Below are 26,271 nucleotides of genomic sequence, written 5' to 3'. Positions count from 1 at the left end.
AAGGTGTTTTTGATGCTGTCTTATTTTCAAAAAAAAATCATCATGTTTTTGCGGGACGTTTAACGACGCCCGAACAGATGACTTTGCGGAATGCCACGGTTGGCGGTTTGCGGGCGTTGCGCGGCGCTCAAGCGCAGGTGCAGGCGCAGCAGGTCGGCCGCGATCTCCATCTGCCCGCGCTCGATCTGCGCAATGATTTGCAGGTGTTCGCGCAGGGCTTCCTGCAGGCGGTGCACGCTCACTGATGGCAACAGGTTCGGCAGGCGGCGCAGGCCCTGATGCTGGAGCAGGGCGTCGCTGATGAAGCGGTTGCCGCAGCTCAGGGCCAGCAGTTCGTGGAAGCTGATGTCCAGTTCGCGAAACTGCTGGATGTCGAAGTCTTCCACGGGGTGGGCGAGCAGGCTTTGCGTGGCGCTACGCAACAGTGCAAGGCGCTGCGGGTCGGCGTTGAAGCTCGGGCTGAGCAGGGCTTCGGGCTCGAGGATCAGGCGGAATTTCAGGCTTTCTTCGAGCGCGGCCAGGCTGTTGAGCGACGGGCGAAACAGCCAGGACTGGCCGGGGCCGCGCTCGATGGCCTGGCTTTCGCTCAATTGCTGCAGGACCTTTTGTGCCGCCGGCCGGCCGATATCGTAGCGGCGCATCAGTTCGCTGATGCTGATGCTGTCGCCCAGTCGCCCGGCCATGCGGTCGCGCAGCACCGAGGCGGCCAGTTCTTCTTCTTCGGCTTGCGGCAGGGCGGCGTTGAACGCCTGGCCTGTCGGCGAGGCCAGCAGTCGGTAACCCTTGCCGGCTTCGTGGCTCAGCAGGTTTTCTTCCTGCAGCACTTTCAGCGCGCCGCGAATCAGCGTGCGCGAGACTTGGAAGGTCCGGGCCAGGGCCTGTTCGGCCACCGGATCACCGGCCACAAGTCCGCTTTCCTGGGTGTGCTCGAGGATGCGGCGGGCCAGTTCCAGGTGATTGGTGCGCGGTTTTTTTTCGGCTGTCGTGCTCAAGCGTCTTTTCTCTTGGTGATCCGCTGTCGGGCTCAGGTGCTCATCTTATGTCATGCGCCGGCGAAGCGTCAGGCCGGAAAAAAGCGTTGACATCTTTTGATACTGGTCCTAATTTCTAAAAAAAAACACCAGCAATCGTTTCTCGTTTTGCCGTACTGCCTTCGAACACAACAATAAGCAATCGTCGGGTGAGTATTTATGAGCAAGCTGAATGATCTTCTGTGTGCGGGATTGGCCGTTTCCCTGGCGATCGCTTCACAGGCTGCAAGTGCGAAAGACATGGTGATTTCCATCTGGGACGGCTACATGGCCCCGGATGCGCTGGAGAAGTTCAAGGCTGCCAGCGGTGTGGACGTCGACAAGGCGCTGCACGCCACCAACGAAGAAATCATGGGCAAGCTGATGGCGTCCGGTGGTGAAGGGTATGACGTGGTGTTCGTTTCCTCGCCCTTCGCCGAAGTGCTGCACAAGCAGGGGCTGCTGGCAGACATCGATCCGGTCAAAGTCCCCAACCTGAAAAACCTCTACCCCGAAGCCACTCACCTGGAATATGACCAGGGCAATCAGTTCTCCGTGCCTTACACCTGGGGCACCACGGGCATCTGCTATCGCTCCGACAAGGTGACGCCGGCGCCGCAGAGCTGGAACGAGCTGCTCAATCCGAGCGATGCCCTCAAGGGTAAGGTGACGATGCTCGCCACCGACCGCTGGATGCTCGGTGCCGGTTTCCTCGCCAAGGGCTGGTCGGTCAACGACAGTGATCCCGCGCAAATCGCCGCTGTTCGCGATCAACTGATCGCCACCAAAAAACGCATTCTGTCCTTCGACGACACCACCTTCTATTCCAAGCTGGCCTCCGGCGAATCCCTGATGGCTCACGCCTGGGACGGCTGGTGCAACTACGGCACCCAAGCCAACGCAGCAATCAGGTTCGTGGTGCCCAAGGAAGGTTCCGACCTGTGGGTGGACACCATGGTGGTGCTCAAGAGTTCGAAGCACCAGGACGAAGCCTTCAAGTTCGTCAACTTCATGCTCGCCAAGGAAAACCATGCCTGGGTCGCTGAAAACATTCTCTACAAAGTCCCCAACCAGGCCGCAATGGCCGGGTTGTCCGCCGACCTGCTCAAGCAGTACCCCAACCTGACCATCGCCCCTGCCGAGCTGCTGAAAATGGAGCAATTGCGCGACCTGGGCGGCACCACGCAAAAGGCCTACACCCGGGCCGTCACCGAAATCATGGCGGCGCAGAACTGACGCCGCATTGATCCGAGGCATGCCCGGCATGCCTCGCCACGCTCGCAAGCCGCTTCTGTCCTGAAGCGGGAGGATATGGGTAATGAGTGCTTTGCATGCTGACAGGCGTCTGTCGGCCTGGCTTCTTGCGCCCGGCTTTGGCTGGCTGCTGATGTTTCTGGTGATTCCGTGCCTGCTGGTGCTGGTCTACAGCTTCGTCGAACGTGGCGCGTATGGCGGCATCGACTGGTTGTTCACCTGGGAAAACTACCAGCGTGCGTTTGATCCGCTGTACCTCGGCATTCTGCTCAAGTCGGCGAAGATCGCCGGGCTGGCCACGGTGTTTGCGGTGTTGATCGGCTACCCGGCGGCCTATGCGATTGCCCGCGCGCCACGGCGGCGTCAGGCGGCGTATCTGTTCCTGGTGATGCTGCCGTTCTGGAGCAATTACCTGATCCGCACCTACGCCTGGATCGTCCTGCTCAACCGCGAAGGTCTGATCAACCGTGTGCTGCAGGTGTTCGGCTACAGCGGCGAACCGATCAACCTGCTGTACACCGAAGCCTCGGTGGTACTGGGCCTGGTCTACAACTACATCCCCTTTGTGATCCTGGCGATTTTCTCGTCGCTGTCGCGGATCAACAACGAACTGTGGGACGCCTCGAAAGACCTCGGTGCCTCGGGCTGGATGACTTTTCGCCGGATCATCCTGCCGCTGAGCGTGCCGGGTATCGCGGCGGGTGCGGTGTTTGTCTTCGTGCTTAGCATCGGCAACTTCATTACCGCCGACCTGTTGGGCGGCAAGCAGGTGCAGATGGTCGGCAACCTGATTTATGCGCAATTCCTCACGGCGCGGGACTGGCCATTCGGCGCCGCACTGAGTTTCTTCCTGATCGCGATCATGTTGATCCTGCTGTTCATCCAGGCACTGCTGGCCCGTCGTGCAGAAGGGGCGCGCTCATGAGTCAGTCTCGCTCTGTCAGCGGTACCGTGCTGGGTTCGCACCTGGGTCTGGTGTATGCCTTCCTTTATATACCGATCCTGGTGTTGATCCTGCTGTCGTTCAACAAGTCCGGATTGCCCACCGCCTGGGGCGGCGTATCGCTGAAGTGGTATGCGGCACTGGCGCACAACACGGCGATTCTGTCGGCCGCGCTCAACACGCTGATTGTTGCGCTGTCGGCGACCTTCATTGCCTGCGTACTCGGGACGTTCCTCGCGCTGGGCATCGAGTTGCGTCGCAAGGGCAATGACAAGGGCCAGGTGGTCGACACCTTGCTGATGGCGCCGATGATCATTCCCGACATCGTGCTGGCGATTGCGCTGCTGAGTTTTTTCAACCTGCTCAAGGTCGGCCTCGGGCTGCACTCGATCATCATCAGTCATGCGGTGTTCAACATCGCCTTCGTCTGCGCGGTGGTGCGCACGCGGCTCAAGCACTTCGACTATTCGATCCTCGAAGCCTCGATCGACCTGGGTGCGAGCTGGTTCACCACCTTGCGCCGGGTATTGCTGCCGGTGATCTTCCCCGGCGTGCTGGCCGGTGGGTTGCTCTCGTTCACCCTGTCGGTGGACGAATTCATCATCGCCTTTTTCAACTCGGGCTCCGGTCAGGCTTCGACCACGTTGCCTATGCAGATCTACGCCATGATCCGCTTTGGCGTCACCCCGGAAATCAACGCTCTGGCGACGCTGGTGATGCTGGTCAGCATTACCGCGCTGCTGGCCTCGCAGCGTCTCAACAAGGCTCCTCGCACCCATGAATAATTCATCCGCGGTACTGATCCTGGATAAGGTCAGCAAGTCTTACGGCAACGGTCTGGCGGTCAACGAGGTGTCGCTGAGCATCCGCGAGAACGAGTTCTTCGCGCTGCTCGGGCCGTCCGGCTGCGGGAAGACCACGCTGTTGCGCATGCTCGCCGGTTTCGAGACCCCCAGCGGTGGCTGCATCTACCTGGACGGCAATGACATCTCGCCGCTGCCGGCCAACAAGCGTCCGCTGAACCTGATGTTCCAGTCCTATGCGCTGTTCCCCAACATGACCGTGCGCAAGAACATTGCCTACGGCCTGGAAATGGAGCGTCTGCCCGAAAGCGAAATCCGGCGTCGGGTCGATGAAGTGCTGAGCACCGCGCAACTGGGTGAGCTGGCCGAGCGCAAGCCCGATCAACTCTCCGGCGGCCAGCGTCAGCGGGTGGCGCTGGCGCGGGCGCTGGTCAAGCGTCCGCGGGTGTTGCTGCTCGACGAGCCCTTGGGTGCGCTCGACAAAAAGCTCCGGGAAAAGATGCAGCTGGAACTCAAGCGCCTGCAACACGAGAGCGGCATCACCTTCATCATCGTCACCCACGATCAGGAAGAAGCGCTGGTGATGTCCGACCGCATGGCCGTGCTGGACGGCGGCAAGGTGTGCCAGTGCGGCAGCCCGACCGAGCTTTACGAAAACCCCAACAGCCGCTTTGTCGCCAACTTCATCGGCGTCAGTAACCTGCTCGAGGGCGTGCGTTCGGGCCAGCACTCGGTGCGGGTCAACGGCCAGGAGCTGAGCGTCGAAACCGACGCGCCGCTGGTGTCCGGTCAATCCGTTGCCGTGGTGGTTCGCCCCGAACGCCTGCAAGTGCTGACGGAGCAGGGCGGCGATTGCGCCAATCAGGTCAGCGGAAATATCGTCGAAATCGCCTATCACGGCCTCGACACTAATCTGCACGTGCAGACACCGCTCAGCGATAAACCGCTGATCGTGCGCGTGCCGTCCTCACAGTTTGAATTCGCCCATTTTGCAATCGACACGACCATCCGGCTGGGCTGGCAAGCCCGGCATGCCCGCGTATTGACACGCTGAACAATAAAAAGACCAGGCAGGAGCAGCACTCGATGAAACAGAAAGTGATCGCATTCTTTCCGGAAGCCGCCTACGGCCCGGCGCTGAACTCAGTCGGTATCGCCCAGGCGTGCGAAGCCCTGGGGCACAAGGCGGTGTTCCTGACCGACCCGGGCATGAGCGGTGTCTACGCCGGTTATGGTTTCGAAGAGCACATGGTCAACATGTCGGCGCCGATGCCGGCCGAAGAGATGGCCCGCTACTGGGTCGACTTCATCAACGGCCACATTCCGAATTTCCGCAAGTCGCCCCTGGAGCAGATCGACAACTACGTCAAGGAATGCTGGGCGGCCATCGTCGAAACCGCCAAGTGGGCGCAAAAGGACCTGCCGGCGGTGCTGGACAAGGTCAAGCCCGACCTGATCTGCGTCGACAACGTGATCCTGTTCCCGGCGATCAAGCAATACGGCAAGCCGTGGGTGCGGATCATCTCCTGCTCGGAAAACGAGATCGAAGACCCGGATATTCCGCCGCACCTGTCGGGCATGAGCATCGACGACAAGGCGGGCCACGCGCAATTCCGCCAGCGCTTCGAAGAAGTGGTCGGGCCGATTCACGAGGACTTCAACCAGTTCCTCAAGGCCCACGGTGAGGCGCCGTACCCGCTGGGCACGTTCTTTGAAGCCTCGCCGTTCATGAACCTGCTGCTGTACCCGGATGCGGTCAAGTTCGACCGGCGCCATCCGCTGCCGGCCGAGCGTTTTCATTACCTGCAAGGTTGCGTGCGCTACGACACGCCGTACGAGATTCCGCAATTTCGCGCCCACAACGACAAGCCGCTGCTGTACGCCAGTTTCGGCAGCCTCGGTTCCGGCGATGTCGAGTTGCTCAAGCGCCTGATCGATGCGGTGGGCAAGCTGCCTTACCGGGCGTTGTTCAATGTCGGCGAGCACCTTGATGAGTACACGGACCTGCCGGACAACGTGCAAATTTCCAACTGGTTCCCGCAGCCGTCGGTGATTGCCCAGGTCGACGCGGTGATCCACCACGGCGGCAACAACAGCTTCACCGAGTGCCTGTTCTTCGGCAAACCGGCGATCGTCATGTCCTACGTCTGGGACGGCCACGACAACGCCATGCGCGCCGAGGAAAGCGGCCACGGCTTCAAGCTCGATCGCTACGAATGGAGCGAAGCACAGCTCGCGGAAAAACTCCACGCCTGCCTCAACGACGAGGCGATGCGCCAACGCTTGCAGCGCACCAGCGCGCAGATGCAATCACGCAAGGGGCCGCAAGACGCGGCGGCGATTCTCGACAAGGTGCTTAACGATGCCTGATTCAACCACCACGGCGGGTATCACGCCGTACCTCGAAGCCGTCAGCAGCCGCACCGACCTGGTGGACTGGGGCGTGCAGAGCGACGCCATCGAAGGGGTTTCGCATTCCAGCGGCCGCTTGCTGTTCAAGGGCCCGAACAACAGCCCGGAAACCGGGTTGTGGGTCTGCACCCCCGGGCGCTGGCGGCTGTCGATTCCCCGGGACGAGTTGTGCCATTTCATCGCCGGGCACGCGACGTACTTCAACGACAACGGTGAAGTGATCGAAATCCGCCCCAACACCCTGGTGCTGTTCCCGGCCGGCTGGACGGGTGAATGCGACGTCCGCGAAACCCTGCGCAACGTGTACATGTTGGCTTGAGCCTGTGAGAAACACTGCAATCCCTGTAGGAGCCAGCCTGCTGGCGAAGAACGTCAGGACAACGCGTTCATCCAGGCAGCACGCGTCATCGTTGACGTCCATCGCGAGCAAGCTCGCTCCTACACAAAGCCTGAATTCGCCATGTAGGAGCGAGCTTGCTCGCGAGGAACGTCAGGACAACGCGGTCATCAAGACAGCGCGCGTCATCGTTGACGTCCATCGCGAGCAGGCTCGCTCCTACACACACACAACCTGGAGAGCAACACATGACTACCCCGTTTCTGTACGACCCGCTGAGCATCACTGACGTCAAGGACTGGGGCGTGATCCCGACCATGCTCGAAGGTGAGTCCCGCGTCAGCGGCGTGGTGCTGCACAAGGGCGCCGAAGGCCAGTCCGAATGCGGCATCTGGATCTGCACCCCGGGCAAGTGGTTCTGCCACGTCACCAGCGACGAGTTCTGCCACTTCCTCGAGGGCCGCTGCACCTATGTTCACGAGTCCGGCGAAGTGATCGAGATCAAGCCAGACACCGCCGCTTTCTTCCGCAAGGACTGGAAGGGCGTGTGCACCGTCCACGAGACCATCAAAAAGGTCTACATGATCCGGTGACTGCCATGACAGATGCACTGGCGTCATTGCCAACCCGTGAGGACCAGCGTGCAGCCTTTCTGGCGCGCGCGGGTTTTGCCGGGGCCTTGCTGGTCGCCTTGCCGGCGGATGCTTCGACCCGGCGTTACTTCCGTCTGGACGGTGCAGGCCTGTTGCTGATGGATTCGCCGCCTGACAGCGAACCCATCGGCCCGTTTGTCCGCATCGCCCGGCAGTTGCAGGGGCTGGGCTTGTCCGCGCCGGCCTTGCTGGATGTTGACGAGGCGGCGGGGCTGGCTCTGATCGAGGATTTCGGTCACGACACCTACACCCGGCTGCTGTTGGCCGGGCATTCGGAGTCGGCGTTGTATCACCTGGCGGTCGATACACTGGTGGCGTTGCATCGCGCAGCGCCAGCGGCGGAACTGGCGCCTTACGACGAGCATCGGCTGGCGGACGAGTGCGCGCTGTTCATCGACTGGTATGTGCCGCTACTGATTGGCAAAGACGCGGCGCAAGACTTGCGCGAGTCGTATCTGGCGTTGTTTGCCGCCGCCTGCCGCGACGTCGCAAAACGCCGCGAGGCCCTGGTGCTGCGCGACTTTCACGTCGACAACCTGATGCTGCTGCAAGGCCGTGAAGGTGTCGCGGCCTGTGGCTTGCTGGATTTTCAGGACGCCCTGGCCGGGGCGGCGGCCTATGACCTGATGTCGCTGCTCGAAGACGCCCGGCGCGATGTGCCCGAAGCGCTGCGGTCGGCGCTGATCAGCCATTACCTGTTGCAGCGCCCGGAGCTGGATGCGCAGGGTTTTCTTGAAGACTACCGGCGTCTGGCCGCCCAGCGTCACGCCAAGGTGCTGGGGATTTTCGTGCGCCTGGCCGGCCGTGACGGCAAGCACGGTTACCTGGCGCACCTGCCGCGTACCCTGGGTTTGTTTGTCCGCGCCCTGGGCGCCGAGGCCTTTGCACCGCTGCGTCAGTGGCTTGACCGGCACGTGCCGGGCTGGCGTGAAGAACTGCCCGCCGAGACCCTGGCGACATTGCGTGAAACCCCTTATCGATTGGTTCAAGGATCCTCCCATGGCCACGTTTGACTGTGATTCTGCCTTGCGCTTCATCAATCCCCAGTTCCTGCCGTTGACCGATGGTCGCGTGCGCGAAGTGCTCGATCCGGCGACCCTGCAAGCGGTCGGGCAAGTCGGCGTGTGTGGCGACGCCGATGTGCAATCCGCCATCGATGCCGCCACCGCCGCGCAAAAACAATGGCGCGTAGTGGATGCCAAAAGCCGCGCCGCGCGCCTGCATCAACTGGCCAACGCCATCGAGCAGAACCTGGCCTGCAACCGGGAAGTGGCGCGCCTGATGACCCTGGAAATGGGCAAGCCGTTTCCCGAGGCCATGGGCGAGCTGGCCAACTGCGCGCCGATCTTTCGCTACTACGCGGAAATGGCCCGGGACGATGCCGGCAAGGTCGCCGGCACCACGCAGATCGGTTCCTTCCAGCACGTGCGCTATGAGCCGTATGGCGTCAGCGTGCACATCATGCCGTTCAACTTTCCGATCCTGCTGATGTGCTGGACGGTCGCTGCCTCGCTGGCGGCGGGCAATGCCTGCATCATCAAGCCGGCGGAAGCCACGACCCTGTGCACCCTCAAGTTCATGGAGCATTTCACCGCCTTGCTTCCCGGGCTGGTGTCTTGTGTGCCGGGCGATGCTGTGACGGCGCAGTTGTTGGTGCAGTCGGCGCAGACCCACGCGGTGGCGTTCACCGGCAGCGTGGCGGCAGGCAAAGCGGTTGCCGTGGCCTGTGCCGAACGGATGAAACCTTGCGTGATCGAGGCCGGCGGCAGCGATCCGTTGATTATCTCCAGGCATGCGCCGCTGGATGTCGCGGCGGCGGGTGCGGTGACGGCTGCGTTCCACCTCAGCGGGCAGATCTGCACGTCGGCCGAGCGCTTCTATGTCGTTGACGAGGTCCATGACGAGTTTGTCGCGAAATTCGCTGAACGCACCCGTGCCTTGCGCATCGGCCATGGCCTGGAACGCTCGGAGATCGGACCGATGGTCAGCGAAGCGGCACGCAATAAAGTCATGCGCCTGGTCGATGACGCCGTGGCCAAGGGTGCGAAAGTGGTCTGTGGCGGACGGATTCCACCCGGGCACAGCGTCGGCTGGTTCTATGAGCCGACCATCCTCACCGGGGTGACCGGCGACATGGCGATTCTTCAGGAAGAATGCTTTGGCCCGGTGGCGGCGATCTGCCGCGTCAGCGACTTCGATGAAGCGCTGCGGTTGGCCAACGACTCGCCGTTCGGCCTCGGCGCCTCGCTGTTTTCCACGGACCTGGCCGAAGCCATGGAGGCTGCCGAGCGTCTGGAAGCGGGGATGGTCTGGGTCAACAATCCGCTGATCGACAACGATGCGCTGCCGTTCGGTGGCTGGAAAATGTCCGGCCTTGGGCGCGAACTCGGGCGTCAGGGGCTGGAAGCGTTCCGCCGCTCGAAAATGGTCATCATCGATCATCAGCCGAAGATTCAGGACTGGTGGTACCCGTACGCCGACGACGTGTTCTATCGCGATCCGGCCTGAAGCCGCGATGCACACAGGAGGATCGCGATGAGCGACGACAAGGGGTGGCCGACGTTGGCGGTGATTCTGGCGGCCGGGCAGGGCACGCGCATGGGTTCACCGCTGCCCAAGGTTTTGCACCCGGTGGGCAATCGACCGTTGCTCGGCCATGTGCTGGCGGCGGTGCAGGCGGCGGGTATCGAGCAACGGGCGGTGGTCGTGGGCGCTGGTGGCGGGCAGGTGACTGAGTACCTGCAACAGGTGGCACCGACGGCGCAGGTGTATACCCAGCATGAGCAACTGGGCACGGCCCATGCGGTGCTCGCGGCCCGGCCTGCGTTGCAGGCTCATGAGCAAGGTTGTGTGCTGGTGCTATTCGGCGATTCGCCCTTGATCACCGCGCAGACCTTGAGCCGTTTGCGTCGGGCGCTGATCGACGGCGCAGCGGTGGCGGTGGCGGGTTTCCACACTCAGCAGCCGGGACCTTATGGGCGATTGCTGGTCAAGGACGGGCGTTTGCTGGCGATCCGCGAAGCCAGGGACGCCAGTCCGCAGGAACTGGACATCAACTTCTGCAATGGCGGGGTCATGGGCCTGCGCGCCGATACCTGCCTGTGGCTGCTGGAGCGCATCGGCAACCACAATGCCCAGGGCGAGTACTACCTCACCGATGCGGTGGCGGTGGCCAACGAGGCGGGGCTGGCGGTGACCGCCGTGGAAGTGGATGAAATCGATGTGCTCGGGGTCAATGATCGCGAGCAATTGCAGGTTGCCGAGCAGCTGTATCAGCAGCGTCGGCGCCGCAGGATCAAGGAGTGTCCAATGGGTGACTATCAACGGCTGTACATCGGCGGCCAGTGGGTCGCTCCGGTTCATCGCGGTGTTTTCGATACCCTCGATCCGAGTGATGAGTCGGTTCTGGCGCGGGTCGCTGCCGCCACGTTCGAGGACATCGACCGGGCGGTTGACGCCGCGCGTTCAGCGTTTGATGAAGGAGACTGGCCACGCTGGTCCGGTGCGCAACGGGCGCAGGTATTGCGGCGGATCGCCGAGGGTATTCGCAACCGTCAGGACGAACTGGCCGCCATCGAAGTGCGCGACAACGGCAAGCCGCTGCCCGAAGCGTTGTGGGACATCGCCGACACCGCCGGTTGCTTCGACTTCTATGCCGGGCTGGCCGAGCAGTCGGATCACTACAATGAACAGTCGATCGAGGTGCCGGATGAGCGTTTCAGTTCATCGGTGATCAAGGAACCGGTCGGTGTGGTCGCGGCGATCATCCCGTGGAATTTCCCGATGTTGATGGCCGCGTGGAAAGTCGCCCCGGCACTCGCAGCGGGTTGCACCCTGGTGCTCAAGCCTTCCGAACTGACGCCGCTGACGGCCCTTGAACTGGCGGGTATTGCCGACAAGGCCGGGTTGCCGGCCGGGGTGCTGAATGTGGTCACGGGCCTTGGGCACAAGGCGGGAGCGCCGTTGGCCGAACACCCGGACGTCGACAAGATCGCCTTCACCGGCAGCGTGCCGACCGGACGCAAGATCATGCAGGCCGCCGCCAGCGAGATCAAAAACATCAGCCTGGAACTGGGCGGCAAATCACCCTTCGTGATCTTTGCCGACAGTGACCTTGAAGCCGCGGTGGAATGGATTCTGTTCGGGATCTTCTGGAACCAGGGCCAGGTCTGCTCAGCCACTTCGCGGGTGCTGGTGGAACGCGGGTTGTACCCGGCGCTGCTGGAGCGCTTGATTGCCGCCACCGAGCAGATTCAGATCGGCCAGGGCTTCGAGGAAGGGGTGAAGCTCGGGCCGCTGGTCAGCCAGGGCCAACTGGACAAGGTGCTGGCGGCGATTGCAGCCGGCCAGGCCGAGGGTGCACGACTGGTTTCGGGCGGTGTGCGGCCGGGTAATCTGGAAAAGGGTTATTACCTGACGCCGGCGATTTTCGCCGATGTCCCTGAGGACAGCGCGGTGTGGCGCGAGGAGATTTTCGGCCCGGTGGTGTGCCTGCGCGCCTTCGACACGGAAGCCGAAGCGCTGCGCCTGGCCAATGACTCGCCGTTCGGCCTGGCGGCAGCGGTCATGTCCCGGGATATCCCGCGCTGCGAACGGGTCGCTCGCGGTTTTCGCGCGGGCATTGTCTGGGTCAACTGCTCGCAGCCGACCTTCGTCGAAGGGCCATGGGGCGGCTACAAGCAAAGCGGCATCGGTCGCGAACTGGGCGAGTGGGGCTACAACAATTATCTGGAAACCAAGCAGATCACCCGCTATAGCGGCGAACCCTGGGGGTGGTATCTGAAGTGAAGTGAACGCAAGAGCGGCCTGCCTCGGGACAGGGGCAGGTCGTTTTCTCCCGATCTGTGTCCTATGTGTGTAATTGCATCGAATTGATTACTTGTTTGCATTCGACCTGAGCACCGATTGCATCGGATTTGATCAGCGTGCCTTGTCATCATGATCGGCAGAGAACGGCCGATTCTGTTGAAAAAGTAGCTCCCCTGTCTGGCCTGCGGCAAAATCTCTGCATTGGCCAGCAGGGAAGCACGCAGCATGATGGGACAGTTATCGAGTGGGCAGGAGCGGCTGTTTTACTCGTTCAACCTTGAAGATCACATTCCCGCCAATCACCTTCTGCGCAGCATTGATCGGTGTCTTGATCTGAACGACCTGCGCCATTACCTCGCCGATTTCTATAGCCCGATTGGGCGTCCGTCGATTGATCCTGAACTGATGATCCGCATGCTGATCGTGGGCTATTGCTACGGCATTCGCTCCGAGCGGCGGTTGTGCGAAGAGGCCCATTTGAACTTGGCGTATCGCTGGTTCTGCCGGTTGAACCTTGACGATGAAGTCCCCAACCACTCGACCTTTTCCAAAAATCGACACGGCCGCTTTCGGGACAGTGAGCTGTTTCGCTGGTTGTTCAATGAAGTGCTGCGTCGCTGCATGGACGCAGGTCTGGTTAAAGGCGAAGGCTTTGCCGTGGACGCCAGCATCATCAAAGCGGATGCGAGTCGGCAGCGCGGCGTACCGGGTGATGAACCGATCAACTGGAGCGATCCGGCCCTGAGCACCCGCGCCGTGCGTGAGTACCTTGAAGGCCTCGATGAAGAGGCTTTGGCCGAAACGCTACCGAAGCGCCTGTCGCTGACGGATCCTCAGGCTCGCTGGACCGCGGCTCCAGGCGGCCCAGCGTTCTACGCTTACTCCACGAATTATCTGATCGATACCGAGCACGGCGTGATCATGGATGTGGAACCCACACCGGCTCATCGCACCGCAGAAGTCGAGAGCACCAAGACGATGATCGATCGGGTTGAAGCGCAGTTCGACATCAAACCGGAACGCCTCATCGGCGACACCGCTTACGGCACAGCGCCGATGCTGGCCTGGATGGTGGAGGACAAAGACATCGAACCGCATGTGCCAGTGTGGGACAAAACTGAGCGCAAGAACGACAGCTTTTCGAGTAACGATTTCCACTGGAATGAAGAGGCTGAGGAATACCGCTGCCCGGCCGGCAACGTATTGCGCAGCGAATGGCGAGCCTTCAAGAACGAGCGTTCGCACGTCACCAAAGCCAACACCATCATCTTCCGATCCCGGCAGACCGACTGCGTTGCCTGTCCGATGAAAGCCAAGTGCTGCCCGAACACTTCGATTCGCAAGATCGTCCGCAGCGTCCATGAAGCCGCGCGTGATGTGGCTCGACGCATCGCAGCGACGCCGGCGTATCAGCGCTCTCGCCACGAACGTAAGAAGGTCGAAATGTTGTTTGCCCACCTCAAGCGCATCCTGAAACTGGATCGCTTGCGCCTACGTGGTATGAGTGGCGCGTCCGATGAGTTCACGCTGGCCGCCGCGGTGCAGAACCTGCGACGGCTGGCCAAATTTACCTCTCAAGGGCCACCTGCTACGGGATAGGTGCGTCTGCACGAAGCAAAAAACCTCAAATTAACCCAATAACCGAGCAGTAAAGGTTAACGAAGGGCCGAAAAACCACGCAACGTGGTGAATAGGTTCTCCAGAGGTGGCCGAGCCTGAGTTCAGGCGAGCTGAAAATCCGACTTTTTCAACACAATCGGCCAGAAGCGGTCAATCGCCGCCTTTAAAAACCACTGATTGCTAAAGTAATCAGGCTCCGAAAATAACTCACTCGGTCGAAGGGACGGATGCTTTGCTGCCCAAGCGGATGAGTTCATTGGAGAAGCACAGGCCGGCAATGATCAGTGCCGCTCCCGCGTACAGACTTTCACGCGGTACTTCATTGAGCGCCAAAAACGCCAGCAGCGCGGCGAACAGTGGCTCGGTCAGCTCCAACGCTTGCACTTGGGATGGCTTGAGATACTCGATGGCCTTGGTGGTGCAGAAGAAGCCCAGGATTGTCGGCAGCGTGGCCAACGCCAGCAGCGCGGCGATTGCCAGCGGCGACAGCTCGCCCATCGCGAAACCATCGGCCGCAGCCGGCATCAGCAGGTACAGGCTGCCAAAGAACAACAATTGTCGGGTGAAGTGCAGCCCCCCCGACACACCCATACGTTTCATGGCAACCGAAAAGGCCCCATAGCCGCAGCCGGCCATGGAGGCGAGCGCAGCACCTTGCAGGGTAAAGCCCTGCTGCAGGTCGCCGCCGAAGATCACCGAGATCCCAGCGATAGCCAGTGCGGCGCCAACGGTAGCGTTCGCGGTGATGGCATCCTTGAGGAAAATGCGCCCCAGAATGATCGAGGAAATTGAGGCACTGGCCATCAGGACCACCACCACACCTGCCGCAGCGTAGTGTCGATAGGCGGACGTTTCGAAATGGAAGAGGACAAAGATGCCAAGGAATGCGCAGATAGCCGCCTGAGTCCATTTGGTCGACGCCGCCGGGCGCTTGAGGAAAAACAGTAAGATCGAGAGAAGCACGCAACCCAGTACGGTCTTGATGACAGCGACACTGCTAGCGGTGAAACCATTACTCATGAGTACTTTGCTGAGTACACCGATCGTTGCGTTCAGTGCCGCAGCGGAAAGTGCAAATATGACGCCTTTGCTGAAAGTAGATTGCATTGATGACGATCCCTGTCGCTGAATTGTCGTTCGATAGAATGCCGCCCTACATCGACGGTGCAAAATTTGAGGATACGAAGATCCCGCCAACCCCAGTATTTATTGTGGCATAAGCGCTGGATCGGCCAGTAGGATGCTATGCGCCTTCTTGTCGTCGACAAGGGCGAAGTCAGAGGACCTAGCCCTTTGCTATGTATGAGTTGACGAACGTTGCAGTGTGCTGCAAAGACTGACGTATATCCGGTTTGGCTATTCCATGCCTGTAGGCAAATTGCTCGGCCGCCGCTGTATTAAAACGAGTGGTCTGGATAAAGTCCAAGGCTTCGGGTTTTGTATTCAAAAACCACGCGACGGGAGGAATACTCAGTAGCAACTTCAGCAATCGGAGTGGAATGTAATGTTTGGGAGACTTTAAGCCCAAAGGTTGTGCCACCTGTACCAGGAGTTCTCGCAAGTTGGGAGTTTGGTCATCAAGCGCCAGCAGTTCCTGGCCCGCCATGGCAGGATCAAAAGCACAAACCGCCACCAGCTCAACCAGGTAATCCACGGTGACCAGCGGCAGCCAGTGCTCGGCGGTACCGGGCACTGCAGTCAGCTTTCTCTGCGCAAGGTTGCGTATCAGCTCCACCAGCGGCTGACCGTCAAGGATATGCCCCGTGCGGCTGTGGCCGCAAACCGTCGCAGGGTGGACAACGGTAATCTCCCCGCCCTTGGCAGACATGACCTCCAGGGTCGCAAAATGCGCCTCCAGCTTGCTCCCCTCGTAACCACCGACGTGTCGGTAGACGGCAGGCCAATTCGTCAGCTCGGGATGACGAGGATCAATTCCGATGCGTTGCAAATGTTCATGATTTTTCAGCATGTAGCCGCCGATCATCACTAACCGGCATTTTTGCTCAGCCGCCAACAGCGCCACGCGCTTCGCCCCTTCCACATTCACCGCACGGGAATGCTCCACTGAAAGCCCCCATGCGAAGTGGGCGCCCAGGTGGAATATGACTCTGGCGTGCCTTAGCACTTCTCGGTCAGCAGGACTCAGCCCGAGGTTCTCCCGTTCCAGATCGCCAGCTACGGCAAATACCCGGGTTGCGCACCCTCCCAAATTGTCGACTTGCTCCCGCAGTGCAGCTAGTCGCTCCGGGCGACGCATCAACACCCGAATGATGTGACCTTTTGCACTCAGGTACGCCACCAAATGTTGACCGATGAAGCCGGTACCCCCCGTGACAAAGCACTCCACGCTCATTTCCCTGCTCCTTGTTTAAGGTGAGAAATCAAGCGTAAACTATAGACCCAACTCTATAGTCAAGCGGTGTTTTCATGAAAATCGGCGAACTTGAGGCCCGCAGCGGCGCCAGCCGCCATACGCTGCGTTACTACGAGCAAATCGGCCTGATCTCACCGCTGCGGCAAACCAACAACTATCGCGTTTACACCGAGCAAACTCTGCAGGATCTGGACTTTATCCAGCGCGCGCAAAGCATGGGGTTTTCCCTGGGGGAAATAGGCGAGATTCTGGATGCGCAGCGGAACAAGCTGATCGATTGTGCTGACGGCGCGAAGCTGATTGAAAAGAAGATGGCAGAAATTAAACAGAAAATTGCCAACCTCCAAAGCATTTATCGGTATCTGGATGAAGAGCGTGCAACCCTCGAAGCCAGTGCTGCCAAGCAACTTGAGCTTCAGCAGCTGAGCAACTCTTCCACCCATTAAACCAACACGTTTTCCCGGCGCATCCCGGTGACCATTCTTGGCCGATTTCTTCCTGTCACGATGGGCAGAAATCGGTCGTTCTCTGCCGGTCATGGTCACGAAGCGTGATGGTCAAATCCGACGCAAATGACTGGTCAGGTCGAATGCAAATGGGGGGGGGGGGCAAGTCTGTGCAAATACCCAGCCTATGGAACTGCAAACCCTTCTGGCAATCGAAGCCTTTACGGGCGAGACCAACGTCGTAATGGTTACGCGTTGGCATTGAACGCCCTGTATGGCTGTAAAGCCGGGAGGGTTGCATGGAAAGGGACGCGATGTTCAAGTTCCTTGCGGGCTATTTGTTGGTGTGTGCCCTGCTGGCATGGGGGGTGATCCAGGCATCTCACTGGATTGCTTCTCGCCTGCTGCTGTATTGGATTATTTAGCGCCGACCCTCGCTGCTTCGCTCCTCCTCGTCGATTCTTCCAGTACCACAATGGTGCGACTCACTGTTTGACCTTCTCACTCTGACCCTCAGCCTGCTCGACCAGTCGCTGCAATTGCGCGATCAGGCCGGTTCGCTGAGCCGGCAACTGACCCAATTCAAGGATTGAGCCAGCTGCCGGCGCTGCCGGGTTAGTGGAACGGAAAGATGTAGTTCATCCATGCGGCCATGCGCAGAAGGATCTTGCGCATCATCGCGATGTGATGGAAATGCTGGCTGTACAACGCCGCCTGGCCGTAGGCCCCGCCGGGCATCTGGCTGCTGTACTGGGCATAGTCGGGGTCGGTGATTTCAATGATCACCGGGACCCGGCCGGCCGGTGGTGAACCGGTGAAGCCGATCAGCGTGCCCGAAGGTTGAACCTGGCCTTCGGCGATGACCGAAACCACGGTTTTGACCTTGCCTTCGAATACTCTCCCGGGAATGCCGTCAAAGGCGACTTCGGCCTCGTCGCCCTCGGTCAGGCGCAACAGGCTGTTCTGGCGCATCCATGCGGCGAAGTAATGCCCTTCGTCAGGAATGAAGACCATCGAAGGGCGCAGCGGCAACTTGGTCGCCATCATGCCCGGACGCAGCGAAACATGGGTGACGAAGCCTTTGCTCGGCGCACGGACCGTGGTGTTGTCGAGTTCGTATTGCGCGTTGTCCAGTTGTGCCTTCAGGTCATCACTGCGAGAGACCACAATGTCCAGTTCCCGTTGGGTACTGAAATTGCGCTTGATCAGCTCGGTGATACGGGCGCGATCGGCCTGGGCGGCAATCAGTTGCGCCTTGAGGGATCTGACCCGGTATTCGAAAGGCGCGGGATCGATGGTAAACAGCACATCGCCTTTTTCCAGGGGCTGGTTGGATTTCACCGGCACGTCGATCACCTGGCCGCTGACCACGGGTATGACCGGAACCGATACGAAATAGGTACGCGCCACCTCGGGTAGGGGTGGTTGTAGTTCATGGTGAAAATCAGCGCGCCGATGATCACGATCCCGCCCAGTACCGCTGTGGGCACCGTCCATTTGTTCAGGGGGATGCGGAAGATCTTGAAGATGGCAACGCAGAGTGCGGCATACGTCAGAATGAGTAAAAGATCCATGGCTCAGAGGCCCTCGCCGTGATTGTCCGTTGGCAGCCTGCTCTGTGCCGTGCCCGTTGCCGCCTCGAGGCGCTCGATCCGCCCTTGCAGTTCGGCGACCTGTTGTTCGAGGTGCACCACATGGCTTTTGGCTGAGTGTCCGTCACTGAAACCCCAGCCCCGGTCCTCTCGATAGGCCATCGCCCAGATCCACAGGAACGGCCAGAGCGCATGCAAGGTGAACAGGCTGACCCAGCCGGTGGCGTGGATCGCATCCTGGTGCGGGTGGTTGCGGTGAACGGAAATTTCATAGGGGATGTCATGGAGCACGATGATCCCGTAGAACAAGACGAGCCCGACAAATATCAGTATGCCCAGTGCGAAGTAATCAAGCATGAATCACTCCTTTTACAGCAGGTGACGTGTCCGCATGAGTGTAGCCGTTCAAACTACACTTGACGGGGACGCGGATATCCAGCATGAGCAACCGGTGCCTGGCCGAAGCGTTGACCGCTATCGTGCCGGCACATCCTGGCGAGGTGAATTCATGCAAACCAAGGGTCAATTCGACAGGGCGCCTGTGCTTGACCCTGTCGAGCGCATTACCGAGGTGATCTTCGGCCTGCTGATGGCCATGACGTTCACCGGTACCATCAGCGTGTCCACGGCAGACCAGGCGGCCGAACGCACGATGATGATTGCCGCGCTCGGATGCAATCTCGCCTGGGGACTGGCCGATGCGGTCATGTACCTGTTGCGCGCACTGGTCGAGCGCACGCGCCGGATCAAGCTGTACCTCGACCTTGCGCAATGGCACGGACGCCGCGGCCGGTCAGGCGCTCGTTGCGCAAGTGTTGCCGTTGCAATTCGCGGCGGCGGCCGGCGGCGAGGGCCTGGAACTGTTGCGCCGTCGGCTGCTCGAACAGCCCCCCTTGCCGACCAGGGCCGGTCTCGGCTGGAACGACTTCAAGGGTGCTCTGGGTGTTTTCCTGTTGGTGGTGTGCTCGACATTTCCGCTGGTGGTGCCGTTCATACTGCTTGACCAGACTGCACTCGCCATCCGCCTGTCCAACCTGATCGGACTTGTGGTGCTGTTCATCGCAGGCTGGATGCTCGCCAGATACGCGGGCGCCACGCAGTGGCAGGGTGGGGTGATCATGGCCGCCACGGGGGCGGTGCTGATCCTTGCAATCATTGCGCTGGGTGGATAACGACAGGGGATAATTCAACACACTAAAGACTCGTTCTCATTTACACTTGCCCTTCCATTTACGTCGGGCAGCCTGGTATGGATGTTCTTGCCGCGAGCCATCTTTATTTACTCAAGTGGGTGATCGAACCGGTCACCGGGCAGTTCCTGGGCATTTTCGACTTCAACGGTCGGCTCGGTCTATCCTTTCTCTGCATGTCTTACGGCGTCGCTTATGGCCTGTTTCGCTTGCGCAAATCCCGGGGCTTGACCGACGCGCGCTCATTCTGGCAGTTCATTGGCGGCTGCCGGGTGTATCTGCATCGCTCGGCGCTGCTCGACTACCGCTACTACTTTGTATTCGCCATCCTCAAGGTGGCCTTGGTGCTGCCGATCGTCGGCCTGGTCGATCCGTATGTCTTGCGTTCAGCGGACTACATCGCGTTCTTCACCAACCTGTGGGGCGCGCGCACGCAAGTGGAGGAAAACCTGGCGCTGACCCTGCTCTATGGGCTGGGCGTATTTCTGGTCAAGGATTTCAGCCACTACTGGGGCCATCGCGCTTTTCATTCGCGCTATCTGTGGGCCTTCCACAAAGTCCATCATTCGGCGCCCGTGCTGGTGCCGGCGACGGCCAGTCGGGTGCACTTTCTGGAAGAAGTGGTGGAAAAGCTCACCGACATCGTCTGTGTAAGCGCGTTTGCCGGTGTGTTCTGGTACGCCTGCGGCGGGGAGATCAGCCGCTATACGCTATTTGGCGTGACCTACATGGTGTTCATTTTCAATAGCCTGGCGGCCAACCTGCGACACAGCCACGTCTGGCTGTCCTTCGGGCCGGTGCTTGAGCGGGTGCTGAGCAGCCCGGCGCAACACCAGATTCATCACAGTGATGCGCCGCGCCACTTCAACAAGAACTTCGGTATCAATCTGTCGCTGTGGGACTGGATGTTCGGCACGCTCTACGTCACGCAGTCCAGACCCGAGCCCATTCACTTCGGCACCGGTGAACAGGATCACGAGCGTTACCTGACGATGCAGGGTTTGATCGTCACGCCCTTTGTGGACATCGCCCGCAAACTCTTCCCTGCAAAACACCCGAAAGTACAACCTGAAAGACGATCTGATCCGTATTTTTCAGGGCGATCTGCCTCTGTAACGGATACAGCCGCCAGCCCACAATAAGTCTTCGGTACGCCGTTGGGGCAGCGCAAGACGCCCCTGTACCGCCAATTCATAGTGTGGGAGGCCATATGGCCAAGATGACGATTTTTCTCGGCGGTTTCCTGGTGTTGACCATCCTGATCGGTGTGCTCGCGACGATTCCACCGGGGTGATTACCCCCGCCGGTTTTCGTCGACGGCCAGGCGCAGTTCGCGGTACGCCGTGACCAGTTGCTCAAGGCTGAACCCTCGATTTCTCCCGCTGGGGTTGGGCAGGACCCAGACCGAAGCGTTGCCGAAGGTTTTCGGTTGCAGGCCCCAGGCAATGTCCCGCTCACCGGACAGCGCGCAATACGCCGCCTTGCCCAGAAACGCCACGAAACGCGGCGCATGGCGTGCGATTTTCTGTTCGAAGTCTGCTGCGGCGGCGGTGAACTCGTGCAACGACAACTGATCCGCACTGGCCGTCGGCCGTTCGACCACTGCGGTCAAGCCGCATTGGTAGCTCAAGATCGTCCGATCGTTTTCCGGTCGCACTTGCTCGGGGGTAAACCCGGCGAGATGCAGCGTGCGCCAGAAGCGATTGCCGCGCCCCGCAAAATGATGCCCCTGGGCGGCGGCAGTCATTCCGGGGTTGATGCCGCAGAAGATCACGGCCAGCTGCCCGGCGAGGATATCTTCGAGTTTTTCACTCACCGCAGATCACTCTGATCGCCTGGCGTGCCAGCGCCGTCAGCTCGGTTCGGGATTTACCGGCCCGGGCGCGTATCGAAATGCTGTGCAGCAGAGACGAGGCGAGCACGGCAAGGGCCGCCGGGTCGGCATCGCCTTTCAACTCGCCCGCATTTTTCGCCGCTTGCAGGCGAACTTCCAGATCGGCATCCAGCCGGCTCAAGCGGTCGGACAGCACTTCGCGAATCTCCGGGTCCTCGACGGCTTCGGTGGTTGCCGTGCCGATGGCAAAGCAGCCGCGGGGCTGGCCGTCGCCCGAGAAGTAAATCGATAGCTGCCCCTCATAGAAGCGCTGCAAGGCCTCGGTCAACGGCAGCTCCAGGTCCGTCAGCGCCTCGTGCATGGACGCTGCGGCAAACTCCCAATATTGCTCCAGCGCTTTGATATAGAGCGCGTGCTTGTCGCCGAATGCCGCATAGAGGCTGGGGCGATTCATGCCGGCGGCGGTGGCGATGCTATCGAGCGACGCGCCGGAATAGCCGGTGTTCCAGAACACACCGAGTGCTTGCTGCAACGCTGTCTGCGGGTCGTATGCCCGGGGGCGGCCACGGCCTTTGCCTTCTGTCGTTTTATTTTGTGCCATGTCGTACAAAATCCTTGTGAGAAGGTGGGTCGAGAGATATTCTTACACCATCGCACAAAATTAAGGAATCAGAAATTCCTTGATCCAGGGTTTGTTGTAGCCGAGCGCGAACTGAGTGTTGCGGCGACGAAACCGACGCGGTGGGAGCGATCCTCCCGACTGCGCACGGGCTTGCTTGTTTCCAGCATTTATTGACATCCGGGCCGCTGGCGCTTGTTGCCGACGCGGGTCCGATTACTCGGCTAAAGGCGTACTCGACCATGACCAAAGCGTTCGATATCCCGGCTTCACAGACCTTCGGGCAGACTGGCCCAAACCCGGCCGGCGCACCCACCCAAAAGCCGCTGAAACAGAGGTTGCGTCCCTGGCTGATGGTGGGTGTTCCCGTTCTCTTCGCGGCGCTGGGCTATGCCCATTACGTGTCGGGGCAGGCTTATGTCTCGACCGATAACGCTTACGCCCGGGTGGCGAAGGCGTCGATCAATGCGCGGATCTCCGGGCAAGTGGTGGACATCGCCGTCGAGGACAATCAGCAGGTCCACAAGGGCCAGGTGCTGTTCCGGATCGACCCGAAACCGTTCCAGATCGCCGTCGACCGCGCGCAAGCACAACTGAGCGTGGCGCGGCTGCGTATCGACGGGCTCAAGGCCAGCTATCACCAGCAGCAGGCGGAACTGCAATCGGCGAAAGAGTCGGCCGATTTCGACCAAAAGGATTTTGCCCGCAAGAAAGCACTGGTCGCGTCCGAGTTCGTTTCGAAATCGATTTACGAACGTGCCGACACCGACGTGAAAGTGGCACGGCAACGGATCGCATCCATCGAGCAACAGATCGCCAGCACCGTGGTGGCCTTGAACGGCAATCCGGACATCGATGCCGATAGCCACCCGACGGTTCGCGAGGCCAGGGCACAGCTCGACGAGGCGCAGTTGTACCTCTCGTACACCACGGTGTATGCGCCGCAGGATGGCACCGTGGCCAAGGTCGACGACCTGCAGGTGGGGAACTACGTGAACAACGGCGCGCCGGCCTTTGCCTTGTTGTCCGGTCACGAGATCTGGATCGAGGCGAACTTCCGCGAAACCGATGTGACCCATATGCGCCCGGACCAGGAGGCCACCATTCGTATCGATACCTATCCGGATCGCGTGTTCAAGGCCCACGTCACCAGCATGAGCCCAGGGGCCGGGTCGGATTTCGCGCTGCTGCCACCGGAGAATGCCACCGGTAACTGGGTCAAGGTGACGCAGCGGGTGCCGGTGCGGCTTGAGCTCGACGAAGGGGACCCGGCGCTGCCGCTGTTCTCCGGAACCAGCGCCACGGTGAGGATCGACACCCGGTTTCGCAGCCCGTGGTGGCATCCGCTCAAGGCATTGCTGACCGCAGGTAACTTCTGATGAACGCCCAACCGATGGCTAGCCCCGGTGGGGAGGGTGCGCGTTCGCTCAGGTTCGCCGCCCTGCTGGCGACCTATATGCAGTCGGCAAATCTGCCGCTGCCGAACTCGGCACTCAGGTTGATTCAGGGCAGCCTGTCGATGAGCGACGATCAGGCCGGGTGGATTTTCACTTCGTACCTGGCCGCCAGTGCGATCAGCATGCCGCTCGCGCAGTGGCTGGCCGCACGCTTTGGTTTGAAGCTGGTCTATAAGGCTGCGCTGGCGTTGTTCGTCCTTGGCTTGTTGCTCGCCACGGCAGCGACAACGCCGCTGGAGTTCGTGGGCGCGCGCATCATTCAAGGCATCGCCAGTGGCGTGCTGGCGCCGCTGTCGATGGCGATTGCCACGGAAACCCTGGCGCTGGACAAGCGGGCAAAATTTGCCGCGAGCTGGACCGCCATCGTGCTGTTCGGCATCGTCAGCGGGCCGAGTATCGGTGGCTGGATCGCCGAGCATTTTGGCTGGCGGCCGATGTTCTACCTCAGCGTGCCACTGTCGGCGTTCATCTTCCTGGTGGTGGCGCTGTTGTTGACCGAGAAGAAGGCCGAGAAACCTCCGGCGTTCGATTTCTTCGGTTTCGGCACCTTCACCCTCGGCATGATCAGCCTGCAAATGCTGCTCGACCGGGGTGAGCGCCTGGACTGGTTCGCCGCGCCGGAAATCTGGCTGGATGCCGTGGCGTCGGCGCTGGGGATCTACCTGTTCGTGGTGCATGTGCTGACCTCGAAGGTGCACTTCCTCAACAAGCGCCTGCTCAAGGACCGCAACTTCGTGTTGTCGACGGTGATCTTTTTCGCCCTCGGTTTCGTGCTGTTGTCGACCATGGCCCTGACCTCGCCGATGCTCGATGAAATTCTCGGCTACCCGCCTGACACCACCGGCGCCCTGACGATTCCCCGTGGCATCGGCCTGGTCGGCGCCTTTCTGTTGATGGGGCGGCTGCCCGAGCGCTTCGACCGGCGCCTCTTCGTGGCGGCCGGTATCGCCATCGTGGTTTACGCCAACTGGCTGATGCTCGGTTATTCGCCGCTGATGGACGAGTGGCCCGTGGCTGTGGCCGGTGCGATCCAGGGCGCGGGCCTGGGCATCCTGATGCCGGCGGTGAGCAAGGTCGCGTTCAGTACCCTCGACCCCACGCTGCGCCCCGAAGGCACCGGTCTGTTCAACCTGGCCCGTGTCTACGGCAGCACGCTGGGGGTGGCGATCGTGCAGTTGTTCTTCTTCAACAACACCCAGGCGATGCACATGGCGCTGGCCAGCAACCTGACGCCATACAGCGCCGCTACGCATTCGCTGGCCTCGGCGCCTTTGCAGGTGCTGGGCGGGCTCAACGAAATGATCACCGGCCAGGCCGCGTTCATCGCCGTGATCGACCAGTTCAAGATCCTGATGCTGGTGATGCTGGTGGTGAGCCCGCTGGTGTTGTTTCTTCGCAAGCCCCTTGCGACCAATTAGTTTTCGTGGAGTTTGCCAAATGAAATCTCATGCGCTGGTCATCAACCGCTACTGGATACCAACGAAGCTCGCGGCGTTGTCGGTGCTTGTATTGCTGACGGCCTGCACCGTTGGCCCGGACTATGAAACGCCGGCGGCGAGCACTTCGCAGCACTATGACCGGCAAGCCGAACAGCGTCTGGCTCAGGGTGCCGACCCACGGATCGACCTCGGCAGGAAGGTCAGCGGCGATTGGTGGTCTGCCTTTCGCTCGCCGAAGCTCGATCAGGTGGTTCGTCGCGCCATCGACGGCAACCTGGATCTGGTGGCCGCCGATGCCACGATCCGGCAAGCGGCTTCTTCTGTTGCGGCGGCGCAGGGTGCGCTTTATCCGCAGGTCGATTTCGGCGCCGTGGCCGGCCGTCAACGGGTGCACAACGCGAAGGAGCCCTCCATCAGCAACTTCTACGCGATAGGGCCGCGGGTAGGGTTCGACCTTGATGTGTTCGGTGGCAACCAGCGATTGGTCGAGCAGCAGCAGGCGTTTACCGACCTGCAAAAACACCGCTACGAAGCGGCCTACCTGACCCTGACCGGCAACGTCGCCAGCCAGGCGTTGCTGGTGGCCTCCGCCAACGCGCAGATCCAGGCCGTGGAAAAGCTGCTGGCCAATGACACCAGGAACCTTGAACTGGTGCGCATGGCCCACCTCAATGGCAGCACCACGCAGATCGACGTATCGCTGGCCGAGACACGGCTGGCGCAGGACCGCACCCTGTTGCCGCCCCTCGCTCAGCAGCGCGATGCCGCCCGCCATGCGCTGTCGATTCTGACGGGGAAGGGGCCGGCGGACTGGATCGCTCCCGACTTCGACTTGAGCGAGTTTGTCCTGCCGTCGAACATGCCGGTGAGCCTGCCTTCGGAAATGGCCCACGACCGGCCGGATGTGCTGCAAGCCGAAGCTCAACTGCACATGGCCAGCGCGGCGGTGGGCGTGGCGACGGCAAACCTCTATCCCCACGTCACGCTGTCGGCGTCCCTGGCGCAGGCGGCTTCCGGCAATGGCGGCGCGGCACTCTGGGGGTTCGCTGCCGGGCTGGCCGGGCCGCTCTTCGATGGCGGAACGCTCAAGGCCGAGCGGCAGGCTGCCGTCGACGGTTACAACGCCACGCTAGCCGGTTACCGGCAGACGGTCATTACCTCGTTCGGGCAGGTCGCCGACACCTTGCAGGCGATCAACCATGACGCCGAGGAACACCTGGCCCAGACCGATGCCTTGCGAGCGGCCGAAATCAGTTTGCAGTTGAACCGGCAAGCCTTTGCCCAGGGCGAAAACAGCATTCTCCAGGTCCTGGAAGCGGAGCGTGCCTATGAACAGGCGCTGCTGGGACAGATCCGCGTGAAAACCGCGCAGTACCTCGACACCGTGCAGTTGTTCATTGCACTGGGCGGCAATTCGGTCGGTGCCTTCGAGCAACGCGTTGCCTCTGGCGACGGGCAAAAACCTTCGTATCAATAATG

General features: G+C 60.8%; 22 protein-coding genes and 3 pseudogenes. 18 read left to right on the top strand and 7 right to left on the bottom strand.

The window, feature by feature from the left end:
- Positions 1–59 precede the first annotated feature (59 nt).
- Entirely contained in the window at positions 60–992 is a 933-nt protein-coding gene (locus tag RS887_RS18940; protein WP_322616539.1) for a GntR family transcriptional regulator, read from the bottom strand.
- 198 nt (positions 993–1,190) lie between these two features.
- On the opposite strand from RS887_RS18940, the gene RS887_RS18935 reads away from it, so the two are divergent.
- The 12 genes and pseudogenes from RS887_RS18935 to RS887_RS18880 all read left to right on the top strand — a co-directional run bounded on the left by RS887_RS18935 (position 1,191) and on the right by RS887_RS18880 (position 13,820).
- Positions 1,191–2,246 (top strand): spermidine/putrescine ABC transporter substrate-binding protein, encoded by a 1,056-nt coding sequence (locus RS887_RS18935; RefSeq protein WP_322616538.1) that lies wholly within the window; start codon positions 1,191–1,193, stop codon positions 2,244–2,246.
- Between the two features lie 82 nt (positions 2,247–2,328).
- Entirely contained in the window at positions 2,329–3,189 is an 861-nt protein-coding gene (locus RS887_RS18930) for an ABC transporter permease (protein WP_322616537.1), read from the top strand.
- The gene (locus RS887_RS18925; RefSeq protein WP_223448706.1) at positions 3,186–3,992 is read left to right on the top strand and encodes an ABC transporter permease; all 807 of its coding nucleotides are present in this window, start codon (positions 3,186–3,188) and stop codon (positions 3,990–3,992) included. The genes RS887_RS18930 and RS887_RS18925 overlap by 4 nt, the downstream gene beginning before the upstream one ends.
- Positions 3,985–5,064 carry an ABC transporter ATP-binding protein gene (locus RS887_RS18920; RefSeq protein WP_322616536.1) on the top strand — a complete coding sequence of 360 codons (1,080 nt, stop codon included), beginning with the start codon at positions 3,985–3,987 and terminating at the stop codon, positions 5,062–5,064. Before RS887_RS18925 ends, RS887_RS18920 begins: the two co-directional genes overlap by 8 nt.
- A 32-nt stretch (positions 5,065–5,096) precedes the next feature.
- Complete coding sequence (locus tag RS887_RS18915) at positions 5,097–6,380, top strand: glycosyltransferase (RefSeq protein WP_322616535.1); 1,284 nt, start codon at positions 5,097–5,099, stop codon at positions 6,378–6,380.
- Positions 6,373–6,741 carry a cupin domain-containing protein gene (locus tag RS887_RS18910; RefSeq protein ID WP_322616534.1) on the top strand — a complete coding sequence of 123 codons (369 nt, stop codon included), beginning with the start codon at positions 6,373–6,375 and terminating at the stop codon, positions 6,739–6,741. The genes RS887_RS18915 and RS887_RS18910 overlap by 8 nt, the downstream gene beginning before the upstream one ends.
- 266 nt (positions 6,742–7,007) lie before the next feature.
- Complete coding sequence (locus tag RS887_RS18905) at positions 7,008–7,352, top strand: cupin domain-containing protein (RefSeq protein WP_111288867.1); 345 nt, start codon at positions 7,008–7,010, stop codon at positions 7,350–7,352.
- A 5-nt stretch (positions 7,353–7,357) separates the two neighbouring features.
- Positions 7,358–8,425 carry an aminoglycoside phosphotransferase family protein gene (locus RS887_RS18900; RefSeq protein WP_322616533.1) on the top strand — a complete coding sequence of 356 codons (1,068 nt, stop codon included), beginning with the start codon at positions 7,358–7,360 and terminating at the stop codon, positions 8,423–8,425.
- Positions 8,412–9,920, top strand: coding sequence for an aldehyde dehydrogenase family protein (locus RS887_RS18895; protein WP_322616532.1), 1,509 nt, complete (start codon positions 8,412–8,414; stop codon positions 9,918–9,920). Before RS887_RS18900 ends, RS887_RS18895 begins: the two co-directional genes overlap by 14 nt.
- Positions 9,921–9,947: 27 nt before the next feature.
- Positions 9,948–10,385 (top strand): annotated as a pseudogene (locus tag RS887_RS18890) (NTP transferase domain-containing protein); the annotation flags it as partial.
- A gap of 336 nt (positions 10,386–10,721) precedes the next feature.
- The gene (locus tag RS887_RS18885; protein ID WP_322616820.1) at positions 10,722–12,200 is read left to right on the top strand and encodes an aldehyde dehydrogenase family protein; all 1,479 of its coding nucleotides are present in this window, start codon (positions 10,722–10,724) and stop codon (positions 12,198–12,200) included.
- Between the two features lie 246 nt (positions 12,201–12,446).
- A complete protein-coding gene (locus tag RS887_RS18880) occupies positions 12,447–13,820 on the top strand; it encodes an IS1182 family transposase (RefSeq protein ID WP_322616531.1) in 1,374 nt (457 codons plus the stop codon).
- A gap of 228 nt (positions 13,821–14,048) precedes the next feature.
- On the opposite strand, the gene RS887_RS18875 is transcribed toward RS887_RS18880, so the two are convergent.
- Together RS887_RS18875 and RS887_RS18870 are read right to left on the bottom strand one after the other, a co-directional pair.
- Positions 14,049–14,948, bottom strand: coding sequence for a DMT family transporter (locus tag RS887_RS18875; protein ID WP_322616530.1), 900 nt, complete (start codon positions 14,946–14,948; stop codon positions 14,049–14,051).
- Between the two features lie 178 nt (positions 14,949–15,126).
- Complete coding sequence (locus tag RS887_RS18870) at positions 15,127–16,194, bottom strand: SDR family oxidoreductase (RefSeq protein WP_322616529.1); 1,068 nt, start codon at positions 16,192–16,194, stop codon at positions 15,127–15,129.
- Between the two features lie 74 nt (positions 16,195–16,268).
- Between RS887_RS18870 and RS887_RS18865 the strand changes: the two genes are divergently transcribed.
- Positions 16,269–16,661 carry a MerR family transcriptional regulator gene (locus tag RS887_RS18865; protein ID WP_322616528.1) on the top strand — a complete coding sequence of 131 codons (393 nt, stop codon included), beginning with the start codon at positions 16,269–16,271 and terminating at the stop codon, positions 16,659–16,661.
- 615 nt (positions 16,662–17,276) lie between these two features.
- Here the strand turns inward: RS887_RS18865 and RS887_RS18860 are convergent.
- Positions 17,277–18,235, bottom strand: a pseudogene (locus tag RS887_RS18860) (HlyD family secretion protein).
- Between the two features lie 3 nt (positions 18,236–18,238).
- Positions 18,239–18,610: a DUF3302 domain-containing protein gene (locus tag RS887_RS18855; protein ID WP_322616527.1), complete on the bottom strand. Its 372-nt coding sequence runs from the start codon at positions 18,608–18,610 to the stop codon at positions 18,239–18,241.
- Between the two features lie 151 nt (positions 18,611–18,761).
- Here RS887_RS18855 and RS887_RS18850 point away from each other — a divergent pair.
- Positions 18,762–19,425, top strand: a pseudogene (locus tag RS887_RS18850) (hypothetical protein).
- Positions 19,426–19,502: 77 nt separating this feature from the next.
- Positions 19,503–20,585, top strand: a complete 1,083-nt coding sequence (locus RS887_RS18845) for a sterol desaturase family protein (RefSeq protein ID WP_322616526.1) — start codon at positions 19,503–19,505, stop codon at positions 20,583–20,585.
- 152 nt (positions 20,586–20,737) lie between these two features.
- Here the strand turns inward: RS887_RS18845 and mug are convergent, their stop codons facing one another.
- Together mug and RS887_RS18835 are read right to left on the bottom strand one after the other, a co-directional pair.
- Positions 20,738–21,259, bottom strand: a complete 522-nt coding sequence (gene mug / locus RS887_RS18840; RefSeq protein WP_322616525.1) for a G/U mismatch-specific DNA glycosylase — start codon at positions 21,257–21,259, stop codon at positions 20,738–20,740.
- Positions 21,252–21,878, bottom strand: coding sequence for a TetR/AcrR family transcriptional regulator (locus RS887_RS18835; protein ID WP_322616524.1), 627 nt, complete (start codon positions 21,876–21,878; stop codon positions 21,252–21,254). The genes mug and RS887_RS18835 overlap by 8 nt, the downstream gene beginning before the upstream one ends.
- 260 nt (positions 21,879–22,138) lie before the next feature.
- On the opposite strand from RS887_RS18835, the gene RS887_RS18830 reads away from it, so the two are divergent.
- Genes RS887_RS18830 through RS887_RS18820 form a run of 3 tightly spaced genes read left to right on the top strand, consistent with a single transcriptional unit; the run spans position 22,139 to position 26,269 of the window.
- Positions 22,139–23,275, top strand: a complete 1,137-nt coding sequence (locus RS887_RS18830; RefSeq protein ID WP_322616523.1) for an HlyD family secretion protein — start codon at positions 22,139–22,141, stop codon at positions 23,273–23,275.
- Positions 23,275–24,771 carry a DHA2 family efflux MFS transporter permease subunit gene (locus RS887_RS18825; RefSeq protein ID WP_322616522.1) on the top strand — a complete coding sequence of 499 codons (1,497 nt, stop codon included), beginning with the start codon at positions 23,275–23,277 and terminating at the stop codon, positions 24,769–24,771. Before RS887_RS18830 ends, RS887_RS18825 begins: the two co-directional genes overlap by 1 nt.
- A 19-nt stretch (positions 24,772–24,790) precedes the next feature.
- Positions 24,791–26,269: an efflux transporter outer membrane subunit gene (locus RS887_RS18820; protein ID WP_322616521.1), complete on the top strand. Its 1,479-nt coding sequence runs from the start codon at positions 24,791–24,793 to the stop codon at positions 26,267–26,269.
- Positions 26,270–26,271: the final 2 nt, after the last annotated feature.

The organism is Pseudomonas sp. BIC9C (assembly GCF_034541995.1).
GTDB classification, from domain to species: domain Bacteria; phylum Pseudomonadota; class Gammaproteobacteria; order Pseudomonadales; family Pseudomonadaceae; genus Aquipseudomonas; species Aquipseudomonas fluorescens_CC.
This window is presented reverse-complemented; position numbering and strand designations above follow the sequence as displayed.